The organism is Hymenobacter sp. BT18 (genome assembly GCF_012273015.1).
GTDB lineage: Bacteria > Bacteroidota > Bacteroidia > Cytophagales > Hymenobacteraceae > Hymenobacter > Hymenobacter lutimineralis.
Genome location: NZ_CP050954.1, coordinates 957,058 through 973,867, shown reverse-complemented (window position 1 = coordinate 973,867; position 16,810 = coordinate 957,058). Strand labels below are relative to the sequence as shown.

The following is a 16,810-nucleotide window of genomic DNA, read 5'->3' as shown; positions in this document are numbered from 1 at the left end:
GCTTCAGGAATATGTTCTAAGTCATGCTGAGCTTGCCGAAGCATCTCTACCGGGGTAATCAAATGGTCTTGCGAAGCGGTAAAGATGCTTCGGCTCCGCTTAGCATGATGTTCTTTTGAGTCTTTAATACCAAATACTCGTCTACTCCTCCGCCAGCCACTGCAGCGCCCGGTACTCGCCCGGCCTAAAGAACAACTGCAGCACGTCGTTGGTGAGGCGCTGGCCATTGGCGCCGTTGGTGAACAGCACCAGGGTTTCCTGCTGCTCGGGAAAAGCCAGGAAGAAGTTCTTGAAGTCGCCGTTGTCGCCCCAGTGCCAGAGGGCAGGGCCGCGGCTGGTTGTCACGAGTCCTACGCCGCAAGCCCAGGCAATGTGGGCATCGGTGGGGGTGAGGGCACGGCCGCAGCGGTTGGCCTCGCTGGCGGGCCGGAGCAGCAGCTGGTGGGTAGCCGGCTGCAGACCGGTGCCCGCTAGCAGAGCCTGCACAAACCGGCTGTAATCGTCGGCAGTGGAAAGCAAGCTGAAGCCCGCGTTGGGCTCCGCAAACCGGCGGACTTCAGTAGCCTTACCGGTATTATCGTGGCCGAAGCTGGCGTTTTTGTCGAAGCCCGGCTGCCACACGTAGCTGCTATGACGCATCTTCAGGGGCCCAAAAACCTCCTGTTGGGCCAAGGCTTCCCACGACTTGCCGGTGAGGTGCTCCAGGGTTTTCTGCAGCCACACGTAGCCTTCGCCGGAGTAGTTCCAGCAGCTGTCGGGAGCATATTTCAGGCGCAGGACGGAAGTTTTCCAGCTGTCGGCCAGCGGGTTTTCAGCCCAGTTGGGCAGGCCGGCGGAGTGCGTCAGCACCATTCGGGCCGTAATTTTATCGACGCCGGGCTGGACGGCCAGGCGCGGGTAGGGCGCGTAGGAGAGCAAGGGCTTATCCAGGGCCAGCATGCCCCGGTCGTGCAGGCGCAGAGCCACGTAGGCCAGCACCACCTTCCCCAGAGAAGCGGCCTGAAACGTGGTCTTGCCCGTCAGTGCCTGCGGGGTGCCGCTTTTGCGCTGCCCCAGCGCGTACGCGGTAGATTTGCCGTTTTTGGAGTACACCACCTGCAAGCCGGGCACTTTTTCGCGCTTGAGCAGGGTGGCCAACTCCTGCTGCTGGGCGGTGGTCGTGAGGGAGAGGAAAAGCAGAACGGCGGCAAGTAGGATTCGCATAGGTCGTGCGTCAGTGCGCAGAAAAGCTATAGATGGTATAAAAGTCAGATGAGAGCTGCCGTCGGTTCGTTGCTTATCAACCAAAAAGTAAAGGCCGCCCACATGGGGCGGCCTTGTAATAAGCGGAAAAATCGTCCACAATATCCGGGAAACCCGAAAAATCCGCGCGAATATGGGGTTTAGCCCAAGGTATGGTACACGGCCTGCACGTCGTCGTCCTCCTCAAACTTTTCGATGAGGTTCATAACTTCTTCCAGCTGCTCGCCTTCGAGGTGCACGGTGGTGTTGGGCACCCGCTGCAGCTGCGCCGATACTACGTTGAGGTGTTTTTCTTCCAGGGCCTTCTGCATCTGCCCGAAGTCGGTGAAGGCAGTTTCTACCACGATGTAGTCCTTCACCGCGCCGTGCTCGTCCTCTTCCTGGTCGGCGTACACGTCTTCGGCGCCGGCGTCAATCAGCTCCAGCTCCAGCTCGTCGAGGTCGAGGCCTTCGGCGGCCAGCTTAAACACGCCTTTGCGGGTAAAGGTGTAGTCGGAGGAGCCAGCGGTGCCCAGGGCGCCGTTGCCGCGGTTGAAGTACATGCGCACGTTGGCCACGGTGCGGGTGGGGTTGTCGGTGGCGGTTTCAATCACAATGGCCACGCCGTGGGGCGCGTAGCCCTCATACACCACTTCCTGGTAGTCTTTTTCCTCCTTGCTGCTGGCGCGCTTGATGGCAGCTTCCACCCGGTCCTTGGGCATGTTCACGCCCTTGGCGTTCTGCATAGCCGTGCGCAGGCGCGAGTTCGTGTCGGGGTTGGGGCCCGACTCTTTCACGGCCATGACAATCTCCCGACCAATGCGGGTGAAATCTTTGGACATCCGGTCCCAGCGCTTCATTTTGCGGCCTTTGCGGAATTCAAACGCGCGTCCCATCTATGGTGAATAAGTAATTGAGTGAATGAGTAAGCCACCCGGCCGGCGGGCCGAAGGGGCCGCAAGTTAGCAGAAAGGGCGGCGGGGCGCAACGCATCCATCCGCAAACGCCGGCGCCCCGGCTTCCAGCGCGTAACGCTGAAAACCGGGGCGCTGGGTTGCTTCATAGCCTGTGGCGTTAGGGCAAGTCCTGCAGGCGCAGGGTAATGTTCTGGGGGGCCGTTTCGTTGCCGCCGAAGTAGGGGTAGAGCTGGTAGCCTTTGGCCGCACCGGTGCAGCTGCGCTTGTGCTCCACTTTTTTGCCGTTCACCACAAAGGTGTACTTGCCATCGGTAATCTGCAGCTCGCAGGTGTACCACTTATTGCGGTCGATGGCCGTGAGCAGGGTGGTGGTGTTTACGCCGGCGCGGTAGGAGTAGGCCAGCAGCTCCAAGCGGTTCTGGTACCAGCGCCAGCCAAACCGGGCGCTGTTGGTTTGGTGCAGGGAGTTGCAGTCGGAGAGGCCGTAGAGCTTGTTTACGTCGGCTTGGTTGTTGGTCAGCTTGGTTTTGTAAGCGGCGGTATTGTCGAACTTCACCGAGAACTTGAGCTTGGTTTTGCTTACCAGTCGCACGGGGTTGCTGGTGGCGTAGTGCTGGCCCTTCAGAATGGTGTAAAGCACGCCGGGCTCGGTAGCAGCCGTGGCATCGACCGAGGTAGCCACGGCGGTAGCAGAGCTGGCTGGTGCTACATCTTCCTTGCGCAGGCAGCCGGCGGCAATCAAAATGAGAAAAAGACTAGTAGGGGCAAGCGTAGATAAGCGAAACATACGAGGTGGTTAGTTTTCCCTCGAAGCACTTTATCGGGCTTTATGGTTCATTAAAAAGCATTTTTAACTTTTGAAGTTTCTTTGTATAGTAACTGTATTTCTTAAGGAAAGGTCAGGTTAATAATTGCAAAGTGCAATTTTATTTTCCCCGCAGCGTATAAATGCCCCGGTTGCCGGCGGGGTAGCCTTGCACGGTTAAAATGAGCAGCCCATTCCGCAGCACAAACGTCCCTTGGTCGGTGCGGGGCTGGCCTTTGCTGTCGGTGTAAGTGAAGGTGATACGGTCGCCAGCAAACGCGAAGCGCCCATCCTGGTCGAAGCGCATCTGTGTACCGTTGGCGGCCAGCGTCAGCCGTTTCTGGTAGACGCCGTCGGGGCGAAGCGTAAGCGTGCCGCCCACACCCCGGGCCAGCATCGGCTCACTGCCATTGCTGAGGTCTTTGATGGCGTAGGTGAGGTACTCGTAGGTGGTGAAAAAGCTGGCCTTGGCAGCAGCAGGAGCTTGCTGGGCCCGCGCACTGGACGCGAAGAGCAGCAAAGCCAGGAAAGAGAAAAGGATACGCAGCTTCATCCCGCCAAATTACGCTATCCGCCGCTTTTCCGGCTGCGGCCCGTTCGGCTACCTTTGGCTTATGCCTACTTTTCTGCGTGAACTTATTCAACCCGCTGCCGCCCTGCCCCAGGCCGATGTATGCCTCGTGGGCCTGCCGCTCGACTTCGGCACCGTGCTCGAAGGCGGCCGGGCCGGGGCCGCCGGCGCCCCCGATGCCATCCGGCGGGAGCTGCGCCGCTACCACAAAACCTACAACCTGGAGCACAACGTCAGCCTCGACCACCTGCGCATCGCCGACGCGGGCAACCTGGCCCTGCGCGTCTCCGCCGACCACGCCGCCAAGCACCAGCTGATCCGGGTGGAGCTGGCCCGGCTACTGGGCCGCTACCCGCGCGTGGTGGTGCTGGGCGGCTCCCACGATGGTACCTACAGCACCGTGCGCGGTTTGTTCGATGCCAACGGGGCGCAAGCTGTGGGCGGCCTCAACCTCGATGCCCACGCCGATGTGAAGGACAAGCCCGGCCTGATCAGCAGCGGTACGCCCTTTGGGAAACTGCTGCGGGAAGGGTTCCTGGCCGGAAAGCAGTTCACTGAAATCGGCTTGCACTCCAACCTGAACACCAAGGAGGATATCGACTTTCTGCACGCCCAGCAAGCCCACATTGTGCCGCTGGCGCACGTGCAGCAGGACGGCATGGCGGAGTACATGACGCGTGCCCTGCGCCGGGCTACCAGCAGCGGGCCAGCCTTTGTGAGCTTTGATATAGACGGGTGCGCCGAAGCGTATGCGCCCGCCGTATCGGCCCCCAGCGCCGACGGCTTTACGCCGCGCCAGGCCACGGAAGCCGCTTTTCTGGCGGGTAAGGCCGAAGCCGTGCGGTTGTTTGAGGTGGTGGAGCTCAACCCGCTCTACGACCGGGACCACCAGACGGCGCGGCTGGCTGCTACCATCATTACGGCTTACCTCACGGGCGTGGCCGCACTACTGAGCCAGTCATCTACGTAAGCTTTCGTATAAAATTTTACGGTTTCGGGAAGTAGCAGGCAACGGTTTGCCAGGGCCGCTCATCTATGGGGCAAGTAAGGCGCTTGAAGGCCATACGTATCCTGTTCTACTTTCTCTTTTCGCTATGAAAACCACTTTCCTCGCCCTCGCGCTGGGTCTTGTTGCCACGGCCGCCACGGCCCAAACCACCGCCAACTTCTCCCTGACCTGCAAGGAGGGGGATGGCCGCAGCTCCCAGAAGCAGTTCTGCGAAACCCGCGACCTGACCATGGCCAGCCCCGGTACCGCTACGCTCACCATTGATGGCCGCGCCAACGGCGGCATCACCGTACACGGCTACGATGGTACCGAGGTGAAGGTGCGGGCGAAAGTATCGGCCTGGGCCCGCTCGGCCGAAGTCGCCCAGAAAACGGCTCAGGGCATCAGCATCAGCACTAAAGGCAATAAGCTGCGCGCCGAAGGCAGCGAAAATGGCTGGGCCGTGAGCTACGAGGTGTTTGTGCCCCGCCACACGGCCCTGAACCTAAAAACCATCAACGGCGGCATCCACATCGACCACGTATCGGCGGATATTGCCTTTGACGCCGTGAACGGAGGAATTTCGTTGGATGAGGTAGGCGGCAACGTGAAAGGCAACACCACCAACGGTGGCCTCAGCATCACGCTGGCTGGGGAGAAATGGACCGGCGCGGGTCTCGACGTATCGACTACCAACGGGGGCATCACCTGGAATCTGCCCAAAAACTACTCGGCCAAGTTCTACACCAGCACCAACATGGGCGGCATCAACGGTGCCCTGCCCGTCACCAAAACCGGGATGATGAGCAAGGAAATAGCCGCCAACCTAGGCAGCGGCGGAGCTACCGTCCGGGCCGTTACGACCAACGGCGGCATCACCGTGCGTCAGTAGCTGGTTGCCCAAGCAAGCCGACGCCCGTACTGCTACCGCTGACTTCGGTGAAGCTGAAAACCAAAAGCCCCCGCACATCGGTGCGGGGGCTTTTTCGTGCGCCTGTCGGTAGCTTTCTATTCTTGTAGCACCTTACTGGGCGTAGGGGCGCTTTACTTCTTCAGTACGGCGGCGCTTCGGCTCAGGGGAATGAGGCTGTGGGTACTTGTTCTGCTGGCGCTTTTTATAGCGCTGCACTACCAATGCTGCCCCTACCAAAGCACCAAGGCCGACAGCCGTGAGTTGGAGCTTGTTCCGGAGCGCATCGTGGGGAGCGGGCGGCAGGTGCTGCACTCCGCCTTCATCGAGGCGGGCGGGCTGCTGCACGTAGCGGCCGTGCGCGGGCATCGGGAAATCGGCTGCCAACTTGGACAAGCCCTCGGCGGCCGCTGAGCCCGTGATAACCGGGCCGTGGCCGCAGCCAATAGCCAAGGGCTGCAAGGCGGCCAATTTTTCTACCGACTCGCGCACCTGCTCCCAGTTGTAGTTGAAGGGGGCACCCGCCACGCTGATCTGCGGAATCTGGAGCAGCAGGGCGGGCACCGACTCGTGGTTGGCCGTGGCAAAAGCATCGGCCCCGAGCAGGGTGCGGTCTTCATCCCGGAACAAGGCTATTTGCCCAGGCGCATGGCCCGGTACGTGCACCCAGCGCCAGCCGGGCAAGTAGGGCACTTCCTCCTCCGAGTCGGTGGGCAGCGGCTGCACCACATCACTTAGTTGAAAGCTCTGGGGCGGGAAAAACCGCGCTACGAAAGCCAGGGAGCCGCCCCCATCCACGGTAGGGTCGGCGGGTGGGTACACGGCTTCGGCCCGGAGGAAGGGCAGCTCCAGTGGGTGGGCCAGCACCGGCACCTTCCAGTGCTCGGCCAGGGCCCGCGCCGAGCCAGAGTGGTCCATGTGGCCGTGGGTGAGGATAATGGCCTCGGGATGCGTGCCGGGGTAAAACAGCTTATCGGCCGCCGCAATAATGTCTTTCTCAGAGCCCGGCAGGCCAGTATCCACCAGCACCCACTCGCCAGGGGTAGCAGTTTCTACAAAGTACAGATTGACGAAGCGTTGGATGGTGAGCTGGTACACGCCAGCGGCTACTTGTTTCATAGGAGTCAGCTGAATTGGTCTGTATAGGCCTTACGCAAAAGGAGGTGCTAGGGGCTATTTCCAACATTGGCCCAAACAAAAAGCTCCAGCCATACCGGCTGGAGCTTTTTTAACGAGGAGTTACCAAAGGCAACTTAGTGGCTTACCACCAGGCGTTGCGTGAGGGTTTGCTGGCCCGAGGTGAGGCGCAGCATGTACACGCCGGCTGGGTAAGGACGGGTGTTCAATTCTACTTTCTGAACACCGCTGCCCTGGCCCGTAGCCAGCGTGCGAAGCTGCCGTCCGTTCAGGTCGTAGAGCGTAAGGGTGTAAGCACCGGCTTGTGGCAACCGGAAATGCACCGTGGCATCGCCCAGGCTGGGCGTGGGCGCTACGTGCAGCTCAGCTGTCGAAGCCGAGGAGGTATTGGTTGCCAGGGCGGTTCCGGTGCGGGCCTGCAGGGTGCAGGCGGTGCCCACGGTGTAGGAGAAAGGCGTAGCGGCGTTGTTGCGCTCGGGCCCGCCGGCGCCCACCTGGTAGGTGAAGTACAGGTTGACGAGCGTGCCATTGGCCACGGGCAGCGAGTAGGTGAAGTCCCCGGCCGCGTTCTTGGTCATCGTGTAGCCGGGGTAGGCCCCACTTGTGCCCTGGCGCAGGTAGAGGATGGCCAGGTTGCCCCCGGCCGTAGCCCCGAGCGGGTGGAAGGTGATGGTCACGTTGCCGGCGCTGCTCACAGCTCCGTAGCTGAAGTCCGAGGTCACGGCGCAGTAGCCGCCGGTGGAGGCATTGCCTACCGTCACGCTCACGGCTGAGGAAGTCGTTACCGCGCCGCCATTGTCGGTGGCGCGGGCCGTGATAGAGTAAGTGCCGGCGGCCACGCCGGTCCAGGGGTAAGAATACGGTGCACTCGTGTCGGTGCCGAGCAGGGTCGTGCCGTTGTAGAAGGCTACCGAGCTGACGGTACCGTTGGCATCAGCCGCGTTAGCACTAATCGTGATGCTGGCTGGCGCCGTGAAGCTGGCCCCGCTGGTGGGCGAGGTTAGGCTCACGGTGGGCGGGGTGTTGGTGGTCTGGGCCGTGAAGGACACCCAGTTCACATTCAGGCCCCCGGCCGTGGCGTACACGCGTAGGGTCTGGGCGCCAGCGGGCAAGGTCACGTTGGTGCTGATGGTCTGCCAACTCTGCCAGCCGCCGGTAGCCCCAACCGTTACGCTGCCCAGTACCGAGCCGGCGCTGTTGCGCAGCTGCAGAGCGCCGCCACCCGGTTCGCTGGCCAGACGGAAGCCCACGCTGTACTGGCCAGCCGTAGTCACGTTCACAGCGTAGTCCATCCAGTCCCCGGTTTCGATGTAGCCCACGTTCAGGCCGCCACCCGTGTCTGTGGTCGTTTCGGTCTGGATACCGAGCATAGCCGCGTAGCTTTCGGCCTGAATGGTGCCGGGAATGGTCTGCCCACTCGGCGCATTGCTTACCGTCACGCTCACGGCCGAGGAAGTTGTTACAGCCCCAGCATTGTCCGTTGCACGGGCTGTGAGTGAGTAGGTGCCGGCCGCAACACCCGTCCAGGTGTAGGAGTAGGGCGAGGACGTGTCGGTGCCAAGCAAGGTCGTGCCGTTGTAGAACGCCACGGAGCTGACGGTGCCGTTGGCATCAGCCGCGTTGGCATTGATGGTAATCGAAGCCGGGGCCGTGAACGTCGCGCCAGCAGCAGGCGAGGTTAGGCTCACGGTAGGCGGCGTGTTCGTGGTCACAGCCGTGAAGCTGAGCCAGTTCACATTCGTGCCGGTAGAGGCGGAGGCGTAGAGGCGCAGGGTCTGCACCCCGGCTGGTAAGGTTACGTTGGTGCTGATGGTCTGCCAGTTCTGCCAGCCGCCTGTGTTGCCCACGTTGATGGAGCCCAGCACCGTACCACCACTATTGCGCAGCTGCAGGGTGGCCCCGCCGTTGGCCGAGGCCACGCGGAAGCCCACTGTGTACTGGCCGGCGGCGGCCACGTTGACCGAGTAATCGAGCCAGTCACCGGTTTCGTACCAGTCTACGTTCTGGCCTCCGCCCGTGTCGGTCGTGGCTTCCTTGTCCGTGCCCTGCTGCGCCGTGTAGCTTTCCGCTTCAATCGTGCCGGGAATGGCCTGGGCCGTGGGTGCTGCCGTCACCGTCACGCTCACGGCCGAGGAGGTGGTGGCCGCGCCGGCGTTGTCCGTGGCTTTGGCCGTGAGAGAGTACGTGCCAGCACCTACGCCCGTCCACGTGTAAGAGTAAGGGCTAGTCAGGTCTTCACCGAGCTTGGTCGCACCCTGGAAGAACTCCACTTTGCTTACCGTACCATTGGCATCGGCCGCGTTGGCGTTAATGGTAATGCTAGCCGGAGCCGTGAAGGAGGCGCTGTTTGCAGGCGAAGTTAGGCTCACCGTGGGCGGCGTGTTCGTTGAGGTACCGGTATAGGTAAACGTCATGCGGCCGACGTTCAGGCCACCCTGGGTGAAGCTCAGGCGCAGCACATGTTCCCCGGCCGGCAAATTCAGGCCGGTAATGGTTTTCGTGCCCCAGGCGCCCCAGTCCCCGGTAGTCGTCACGGTCTGGTCGCCGCTGATGTTGGTGCCATCAACCGACAGGGAGAAGGGCCCGCCACCGGTGGAGTTGCCGGCGGCGTAGCGCAACGCCAGCGTGTGCGTGCCAGCCGTAGCCACGTTGATGGTGTATTCCAGCCATTCGCCGGCATCCACCCAGCCTACGGTCGTGCCTTCGGCTGCGTCACTCACGGCGTCCACGTATTCATTGGGCCGGAAGGCCACGGTGGGCGCGGGCTCGAAGGTGGCCTGGTTGGAGGCGCTGGCGTCGTTGTAGGCAATTCCCTGGCCCAGTCCGCCGGCGTAGGTGTCGTACTTGCCCGCCTCAATGGTGCCGGGCACGGCCTGCGGCGTACCCGTGTAGGAGGTTTGCTTGCCCACCTGCACCGCGGCAATGTTGGTGACTTTAAAAAGCGAACCAGCGTACACCTTCGCGTAGAAGTTGTGAATAGCCACGGGTAAGTTGGCTGCCGTTTTGGTGTAGGGCGCGGTGGTTACGGTGCCCAACGACGTGCTGCCATCGAAGAACTCTACTCCTGTTACGCCCGAGCCAGTAGTAGCCACGCTCAGCGTCACGCTGCCATTGGCGGCTACTTCGGTGGCGTTGGCCGTAAGCGTACCCGCTACGGCCACATCCTTGCTGGTAGCCAGCTTGCGGGCCGGTACGTTCAGCACGTAGCCATCCGAGAAGTTCACCGTAATAGCGGCGTTGGTGTAATTGTGCGCCACATAGGTTTTCACGCCGGCCTTGTTGAAGACTACGGCCTCCGGGTTGTTGGCCGTCACGGAGGCATCTACCCGACCCAGGGCGTTCATGGCGTGCAGCCAGTAGTACGTCTGCGCATCCGAAACCCCGAACTTGATTGGGCGGTTCGGGAAGCCGTCGTAGAGTTGAATGGCCTTCACCGGGTCGATAAACGCTAGGTATTCCCAGAGCAGGTCGTGCCAGGTATTGGCATTCACCTCATTCTGCAGAATGCCCGTGTTCTGGGTGATTTCCGTCCAGAGCTTCTGCACGTAGGCGTGGTTCTGACCGAGGTACAGTGAGCCGCCGTGCATAGGATAAAGCTGAATGCCGTACACGGCGCGGATGTCCTGGGTCCAGAAGGTGCCGGCGTCGTAGCCCGCGCCCCACACGCGACCAGTGGCGCTGTAGGCGTAGTTGGGCTGGAAGGTGCGGTCATTCACGTCAAACCAGTACTCCTCAATAGCAGCCTGCTCGGTGGCGTAGAGGTAGATGCCCAGGTCGCGGGTGGCCTTGTTGCCCGTGATGGCGCCCCAGTGAATCAGGGACGAGTTGAACTGCATGCTTTCCGAGGTTGACTCCTGGTTGTTGCCCATGGGTGAGCTGGCGAAGCCATCAGCCCAGGAGTGGCCGGCGTAGGGGTCGAAGTTGCGCAGGAAGGGAAACTGGGTGTCGGTGCGGCTGGGGTTGGCGGCGTCACGCACGAGCATGTTCACCATAGCCCCCCACTGGCCGGCCCAGCCGGGCTGGTATTGCTCCAGGAAGGCCGCGGCGTGAATGAAATAGCCCCAGTGAAAGTGGTGGTCATTGATGTTGTCGTCCTGGTGGTGGCCGGCGGGATACCCGAACAGCGTCGACCAGGTGGAGTTGTAGTAAAACACAAAGGCGTTTTCCCCGCTTTCCGCCGACAGCCAGTCTTGCAACCGGTTTTTGATGGTGGTCAGGATCTGGTCACGGGCGGCGGTATTACCAGTTTCATCGGCAATGCGGGCCGTCTGAATCAGCTTGTTCATTTCCTGCCCCTCGTTGTAGGAGTCAGTCCACTCGGCCAGGCCATTGTTTTGCAGGGCCTGCACCTTGTCGTTCAGCTTCACCGGGCTAAAGCCGGTGCTGTAGTTGTCGAGGTAGGGCAGGGTGGGCAAGATGCCGTGGAAGGTGTACGCCGTGGAAAACACGTTGCCGGCCAGCATCTTTAATTGGCCCCGCACTGAGGGGTAAATCTGCCCGGCGGGCTGAGCCGAGCCGGCGGCCATGTAGCCCCACTGGTGAGGGAGCAGCCCCTGCAGCACCACCCCGTTGGTGCCTTCCTTCACGGAGGGCGTCACGGTGAACGTGGTTTTCACTACGGAGGTGCTTTCCGTAAACACCCAGTCTACTTTGGTGCTGGCCGGAAATACGTAGGCGTACTGCTTGTAGGCGTTGGCAGCGGCCAGGGCATCCGGGGCCGTTGGGTTCAGCAAGGCAATGGACCAGTAGGTCTTGCCATTCAGCGTAGACGTATAGGTGCCCGCGTTGTTGGTCCATGTGGACCCTACGGGGGCATACACGGCGTAATCGGCTCCGTTGTAGGAGTCCTTGATCAGCAGCATCTCTCCGTTGATGGTGACGGTGCCTACGGCCACTTTCACCGTGGCCACGTCGGCGGCCCCCTTGGTCAGGTACACAAAGGGCATGCCCATACCCACGGTGGCGTTGAAGTCGTTGGAGCCGCTGTGCCAGTTCATGGTCACGGTCCAGTCGGAGTAGTCCGACACGGTGGCGGCGGTGGCGTTCAGGCTCTGCACGCCCACCGTCACGGCCATTACGTCGCTGTTGGGCTGGCGGTACTCGGTGGTGCTGGCGGGCGGGATAATGTAGTTCACCACCAAGCCCGTTTCGTGCGTGCGCAGTGTGAGCGGGTAGTTGAAGATGTTGTTCGTGTGGTTGTTGCGCAGCTTGCCCGACCACCACTCATTCGTAGGCACCGGCTTGGTAGCAGCCACGCCACTCAGTAGGGGGGAGCCGGTGGGCACAGCGTTGCGGCCGGCGGCATCGGTACCCGGAAACTGGGTGGTGTAGCTGCCGGAGCCCACAGCTACAATCTGGCTGCGGGCCGGGGCCGTAGCCAGGGTGATGCTCAAGACCGAAAGCGCGGCGGCTTTCAGGGCCTGAGTCCGGGGCATATGCGGCCCCGCAAGCCACGCCGGTAGCAGCCGGCGCAGCGGGTTCTGTAGGGTTTTACCCATGGTAGAGAGGTTTGGTGGGTTATGGTGGTAGGGGAGCAGCGGGGGAGGAGGGCCTCAGCAGGTGCCAGGGCATAGTCGCAGGCCGATTGAGCCGGCCTCAGAAAAAGCCGACCACAGCGTGCCTAGCGCCAGGGTAAAAAAGCGCCTTAGCGCATCAGAAAGCCGACAGTAAGGCTGAAATGAGAGGGCTACTAGGCGCAAAATCAACTAAAGGAAAGTCGGGTTTTGCCAGCGGCCTGGAGTAGGCAATTAACTTTGGAATAGACAGGAGGATAAACCCCGGGTAGACTATATTTTATAAGTATTATGCTATTATTTGTCAAGGTATATAAATAAACAGTGCGCCAATGGGATATATCGATAAAAAATCAAAAGAATTCCAAGCCTAGCCTGACCCTTTGTCTGGCGTAAGCAGGCATCTTGTGACAGAAGCGTGTTTACCTCACCAGGTTACGGAGAGTAAGAGGTAGGTTAATTACTGTAAATCAAATAAATAACACTGTAATCAGCGTGCGATATAAGTGCGCCGGGTTGTATGCGTAGCGTATGAAAACTCGCCGCGGCCAGTTGGTCCTTATCCGAACGAGTGTTTGCTCACCAGAGGGCGTACTTGCCAAGTAAACCTGCGCAGGAGCGCGGGCCGTGGTTGTCTGATTTTTAAGCCAGCAACAGGCCGGTCAGGAGAAGTCGCGGAATGCTGGCAACGTCCCTCTTCCTTGCCCACCAGGCACAAAAAAGCCCCTTGCTGGCAAGAGGCTTTTGCTCGGTAATACGTTGAAAGCTAAGGTGTCGTGGTAGCCGCGGTGTCGGAGCTCATAGGGGCCGCGCTGGAGTCGGTGGCGTTGGCGGCCTCGGTTTGCTCGCTGGGCGAGCTGGTGGCCATGGTGGTGGTTTGGTCACCCGCGCCGCGCTCCGAGCCAGTGCCATTGCCTTCGCAGGAGGCCAGGGTAAACGAAGCGGCAGCCAGCGCCAGGAAAAGAAGCTTTTTCATGAAATGAGTTGGTTGAGATGGAAAATCAGGAAACGGGGCTGGGCGGTGGTAAAGCCGCGCAGCCAGCGGTTATACTGCCGATGCGGGCAAGGCAGCCAGAATTTGCGCGGAAAAATTTGGCAAGCTGGCCCTTAGCCCGCGCCCTGGCTCCCGGCCGAAGCTCCCACCGCCCGGCCGCGCCACCTTCGCCGACTCGTCAAAAAAGGCTTCATTAACCCCGGCGGGCCTCCGCATCTTCGCCCCCGAAACTCCTATATTCGCCGCTCCACCCACGTCCCCAAACTCCGCCCCACCCATGGCCCCGCATTCAACACCCGCTGCCCTCGAAACCCCCGAGCTCAACCTCGAAGCCACCTCCCAGTCCACCACCGACCAGCCCGCCACCCGGCCCATGTACTACGAGTACAAGCCCACGGAAACCGTGCGGGCCCAGCACGGCCCCGAGCTGCGCTGCAAAACCTGGGAAGCCGAAGCCGCCCTGCGCATGCTCGAAAACAACCTCGACCCGGCCGTGTCGCTGGTGTACGACGAGCTGATTGTGTACGGCGGCGCCGGCCGCGCGGCCCGCAACTGGAAGGAGTTCCAGACCATCGTGAAGAGCCTGAAGGAGCTGGAAGCCGACGAAACCCTGCTGGTGCAGAGCGGCAAGGCCGTGGGCGTGCTGCGCACCTGGGCCCACGCCCCGCGCGTGCTCATTGCCAATAGCAACCTCGTGCCCGCCTGGAGCACCCAGGAGTATTTTGATGAGCTGGACCGCCTCGGCCTGATGATGTACGGGCAGATGACGGCCGGCTCCTGGATTTACATTGCTACTCAGGGTATTCTGCAGGGCACCTACGAAACCCTGGCCGCCGTGGCCGACAAGCACTTCGGCGGCACCCTGGCCGGCACCGTTACCGTGACGGCCGGCCTGGGCGGCATGTCGGGGGCGCAGCCGCTGGCCGTGAGCATGAACGACGGCGTGTGCCTGGTCATCGAGCCCATCGACGCCCGCGTGCAGCAGAAGGTGCGCGAAGGCTACGTGGACGAGCAGGCCCGCGACCTAAACCACGCCCTGGAGCTGTGCGAGCAGTACAAGCAGGAGCGCAAAGGCTGGAGCATCGGTCTCACCGGCAACGCCGCCACCGTGCTGCCCGAGCTGCTGGCCCGCGGCTTCAAGGCCGACGTGGTAACCGACCAGACCTCGGCCCATGACCTGATGGACTACATCCCCGAGGGTGACATTGATGAAGTGCTGGCGCTGCGCAAGAGCAACCCCGAGGAGTTCAAGCGCCTGGCCCTGGCCTCCATCGTGAAGCACTGCCAGGCCATCATCGACATGCAGGCCGGCGGGGCCGTGGCCCTCGATTACGGCAACAACCTGCGCGGCCAGGCCGAAAAAGGCGGCCTCAAGGTGCGCGACGAAAACGGGCAGTTTCTCTACCCCGGCTTCGTGCCCGGCTACATCCGCCCGCTGTTCTGCGAGGGCAAAGGCCCTTTCCGCTGGGCCGCCCTCTCCGGCGACCCGCAGGACATCCTGCGCATCGACCGCGCCCTGCTCGAAACCTTCCCCGACAACAAGATGCTGGCCCGCTGGATTGAGAAGGCTCAGGCCAAGGTGCCCTTCATCGGCCTGCCCGCCCGCGTGTGCTGGCTGGGCTACGGCGAGCGGGAAAAGTTCGGCTTGGTCATCAACGACCTGGTGGCCCGCGGCGAAGTCTCGGCCCCCATCGTCATCGGCCGGGACCACCTCGACTGCGGCTCCGTGGCCTCGCCCAACCGCGAAACCGAGGGCATGAAGGACGGCTCCGACGCCGTAGCCGACTGGCCCCTGCTCAACGCCCTGGCTAACACGGCCTCCGGCGCCGACTGGGTGAGCCTGCACAACGGCGGCGGCGTGGGCATCGGCAACAGCACGCACTCCGGCATGGTCATCGTGGCCACCGGCACCCCCGAAAAGGCCGAGCGCCTGCGCCGCGTGCTCACCACCGACCCCGGCATGGGCGTCTTCCGCCACGCCGACGCCGGCTACGAGTTGGCCCAGCAGGTAGCCCAGGAGCGCGGGGCGAAGATTCCCTTTCTCAAAGTTTAAATGTCACTTTGAGAAAGAGAGGAATTATTGTCGTTGTAAGGATAGATAACATCGAGTATACAGAAAGTTATGATGACTAATAAAATGCATTTTTACAGGAATGCTATTTTGATAGTGTTGCTTGTCTTTGTTAATAATAATGTGATAGGTGGTAGTGGTGCTGATCGTTACGTGTTAAATCCTGATGGTGAAACATCGTTTTTAATTCCTGCGTCCATAGTTGTGATTATTGTATTTCTATTTGTATTTTTCTTTGTGGTAGATTTAATAAAAGGCAATGGATCTGTAAAAACAAATCAATCAAGCAACCAATCAAATATTAATAAAATAACTGCCATATCAAACTGTGATGCTCCTAAGTCAAAGGAAGAAATAGAAAATGAAAAGCTTAACAAATTAATTAAATTTGCTGAAGCCATTAGAAGTAGTAATGTAGTTGGGGTTAAATTTGAGGATATCAAAAATTCATACGGTACTCTCTCTTCTTGGAGAGAGGATTGGAGGTGGAGTGAAAATATAAATGATTATGAAATAGTTTTTGTTCGTTATAACTTAGGCTGGCAAAGGATAGAATGTTTTTTAATGAAAACAAAATTGCAAAAAGACTATCTGTTTTTGGTCCTGCTTTTAAAATATTTAATGAAATTGGTAAAATTGAAAATGAAAAAAATTGGATAGACAAAACTATTATGTGTAAGATTTCTTTTTTGATGAGAGGTGATATGTTTGTGATAGGCGTTGAACAAGATGTTTGATAATTTGGTGTGTATTTGATCTGTATGTCATATTATTTATTTTAAAATCACTCCCTTATTAATAACTTCAAATGTCTAATTATTAACGCCGCCCGAACCCTACTCCGGCGGCGTTGCTCGTTCTGGCCCTTCTTCAACAAAGAAAAAACCCAAACCCACACTTCTGTTGTTTACCACCCTGCGCCTGCACATTTCCGGCGCACGAACCAAACAACACAACCCATGAACATCGGAATCATCGGCGCGGGCCACATCGGCAGCGCTCTAGCCGTACGGCTCACCAGCCTCGACCACCAGGTATGCAAATCAACGTAGCAGATTTAAGCTGGGAGGAAGTAAAGAAGTACATCTACACTCCTAACGGCTCCTTGCCGGATACCTATGTGTTAGATACTAACCGTGGTGACTGGGAGAGGTGGGTTAACTTTGTTAATGCTACCTACAAGGTTATGTTCCGAGATGCATACGAGCAGGAACACGATAAAATAGATTTAGCAGCAGTTTTGCAATGTTGGGACGATAATCAATTAAACGGCTGGCCTTTTGCAAGCATTTCGGTAGGCGACGTCAAAGTCAACTGCTTCTTCCGAGGCGAGGATGAAATAGACGGAGACATTGATCCAAGAGAATTCAAGCAACCTGAAGACCATTTGCAACTGATGCGCTATTTGTCCAGTGTGTCTAAGCTGCTAGGGAAGCAAGTCGTGATGGTAGAAGAAGGGACGAGGTTTGAATCAAATTATCAATTCGATCCTGAGCCCCTGATTATTGTCGACCACGATACAGTGGTTGCCAATGCTTATTGGCTCAATACTTTATTGTAGATAACGGTTGATTCTTGTATTTAACGCCGCCCGAGCCCCGCTCCGGCGGCGGTGTGTCTTAAAGTGCCTGTGTCACTTTAAGCTCTACAGCTAATACAGCACCCCAAACATATTACGGCCGT

At 59.5% G+C, this 16,810-nt stretch carries 13 protein-coding genes; 6 read left to right on the top strand and 7 right to left on the bottom strand.

The features are described 5' to 3' along the window. Window positions 1–141: 141 nt before the first annotated feature. The 4 genes from HER32_RS04040 to HER32_RS04025 form a co-directional block, all read right to left on the bottom strand. Complete coding sequence (locus tag HER32_RS04040) at window positions 142–1,203, bottom strand: serine hydrolase domain-containing protein (RefSeq protein WP_168680719.1); 1,062 nt, start codon at window positions 1,201–1,203, stop codon at window positions 142–144. A 179-nt stretch (window positions 1,204–1,382) separates the two neighbouring features. After that, entirely contained in the window at window positions 1,383–2,117 is a 735-nt protein-coding gene (locus tag HER32_RS04035; protein ID WP_168680717.1) for a YebC/PmpR family DNA-binding transcriptional regulator, read from the bottom strand. 178 nt (window positions 2,118–2,295) lie between these two features. After that, window positions 2,296–2,925 carry a hypothetical protein gene (locus HER32_RS04030; protein WP_168680714.1) on the bottom strand — a complete coding sequence of 210 codons (630 nt, stop codon included), beginning with the start codon at window positions 2,923–2,925 and terminating at the stop codon, window positions 2,296–2,298. 139 nt (window positions 2,926–3,064) lie between these two features. After that, a complete protein-coding gene (locus HER32_RS04025; RefSeq protein ID WP_168680712.1) occupies window positions 3,065–3,496 on the bottom strand; it encodes a hypothetical protein in 432 nt (143 codons plus the stop codon). 61 nt (window positions 3,497–3,557) lie between these two features. On the opposite strand from HER32_RS04025, the gene HER32_RS04020 reads away from it, so the two are divergent. Together HER32_RS04020 and HER32_RS04015 are read left to right on the top strand one after the other, a co-directional pair. After that, on the top strand, window positions 3,558–4,484 hold the full coding sequence (locus HER32_RS04020; protein ID WP_168680710.1) for an arginase family protein: 927 nt from the start codon (window positions 3,558–3,560) through the stop codon (window positions 4,482–4,484). A gap of 124 nt (window positions 4,485–4,608) precedes the next feature. Continuing rightward, window positions 4,609–5,394, top strand: coding sequence for a DUF4097 family beta strand repeat-containing protein (locus tag HER32_RS04015; RefSeq protein WP_149068970.1), 786 nt, complete (start codon window positions 4,609–4,611; stop codon window positions 5,392–5,394). A 132-nt stretch (window positions 5,395–5,526) separates the two neighbouring features. Here the strand turns inward: HER32_RS04015 and HER32_RS04010 are convergent, their stop codons facing one another. From HER32_RS04010 to HER32_RS04000, 3 genes are all read right to left on the bottom strand, one after another. Further along, window positions 5,527–6,531 carry an MBL fold metallo-hydrolase gene (locus HER32_RS04010; protein ID WP_168680708.1) on the bottom strand — a complete coding sequence of 335 codons (1,005 nt, stop codon included), beginning with the start codon at window positions 6,529–6,531 and terminating at the stop codon, window positions 5,527–5,529. Between the two features lie 134 nt (window positions 6,532–6,665). Continuing rightward, window positions 6,666–12,047 carry a carbohydrate-binding protein gene (locus HER32_RS04005; RefSeq protein ID WP_168680707.1) on the bottom strand — a complete coding sequence of 1,794 codons (5,382 nt, stop codon included), beginning with the start codon at window positions 12,045–12,047 and terminating at the stop codon, window positions 6,666–6,668. A 781-nt stretch (window positions 12,048–12,828) separates the two neighbouring features. Beyond that, complete coding sequence (locus HER32_RS04000) at window positions 12,829–13,038, bottom strand: hypothetical protein (RefSeq protein WP_168680706.1); 210 nt, start codon at window positions 13,036–13,038, stop codon at window positions 12,829–12,831. Between the two features lie 295 nt (window positions 13,039–13,333). On the opposite strand from HER32_RS04000, the gene hutU reads away from it, so the two are divergent. The 4 genes from hutU (at window position 13,334) to HER32_RS03980 (ending at window position 16,688) form a co-directional block, all read left to right on the top strand. Next, window positions 13,334–15,109: a urocanate hydratase gene (gene hutU, locus HER32_RS03995; protein WP_232066364.1), complete on the top strand. Its 1,776-nt coding sequence runs from the start codon at window positions 13,334–13,336 to the stop codon at window positions 15,107–15,109. A gap of 69 nt (window positions 15,110–15,178) precedes the next feature. Continuing rightward, complete coding sequence (locus HER32_RS03990; RefSeq protein WP_168680705.1) at window positions 15,179–15,787, top strand: hypothetical protein; 609 nt, start codon at window positions 15,179–15,181, stop codon at window positions 15,785–15,787. Window positions 15,788–16,086: 299 nt separating this feature from the next. Then, complete coding sequence (locus HER32_RS03985) at window positions 16,087–16,179, top strand: NAD(P)-binding domain-containing protein (protein WP_232066362.1); 93 nt, start codon at window positions 16,087–16,089, stop codon at window positions 16,177–16,179. Continuing rightward, complete coding sequence (locus HER32_RS03980; protein ID WP_168680704.1) at window positions 16,164–16,688, top strand: hypothetical protein; 525 nt, start codon at window positions 16,164–16,166, stop codon at window positions 16,686–16,688. The genes HER32_RS03985 and HER32_RS03980 overlap by 16 nt, the downstream gene beginning before the upstream one ends. Window positions 16,689–16,810: the final 122 nt, after the last annotated feature.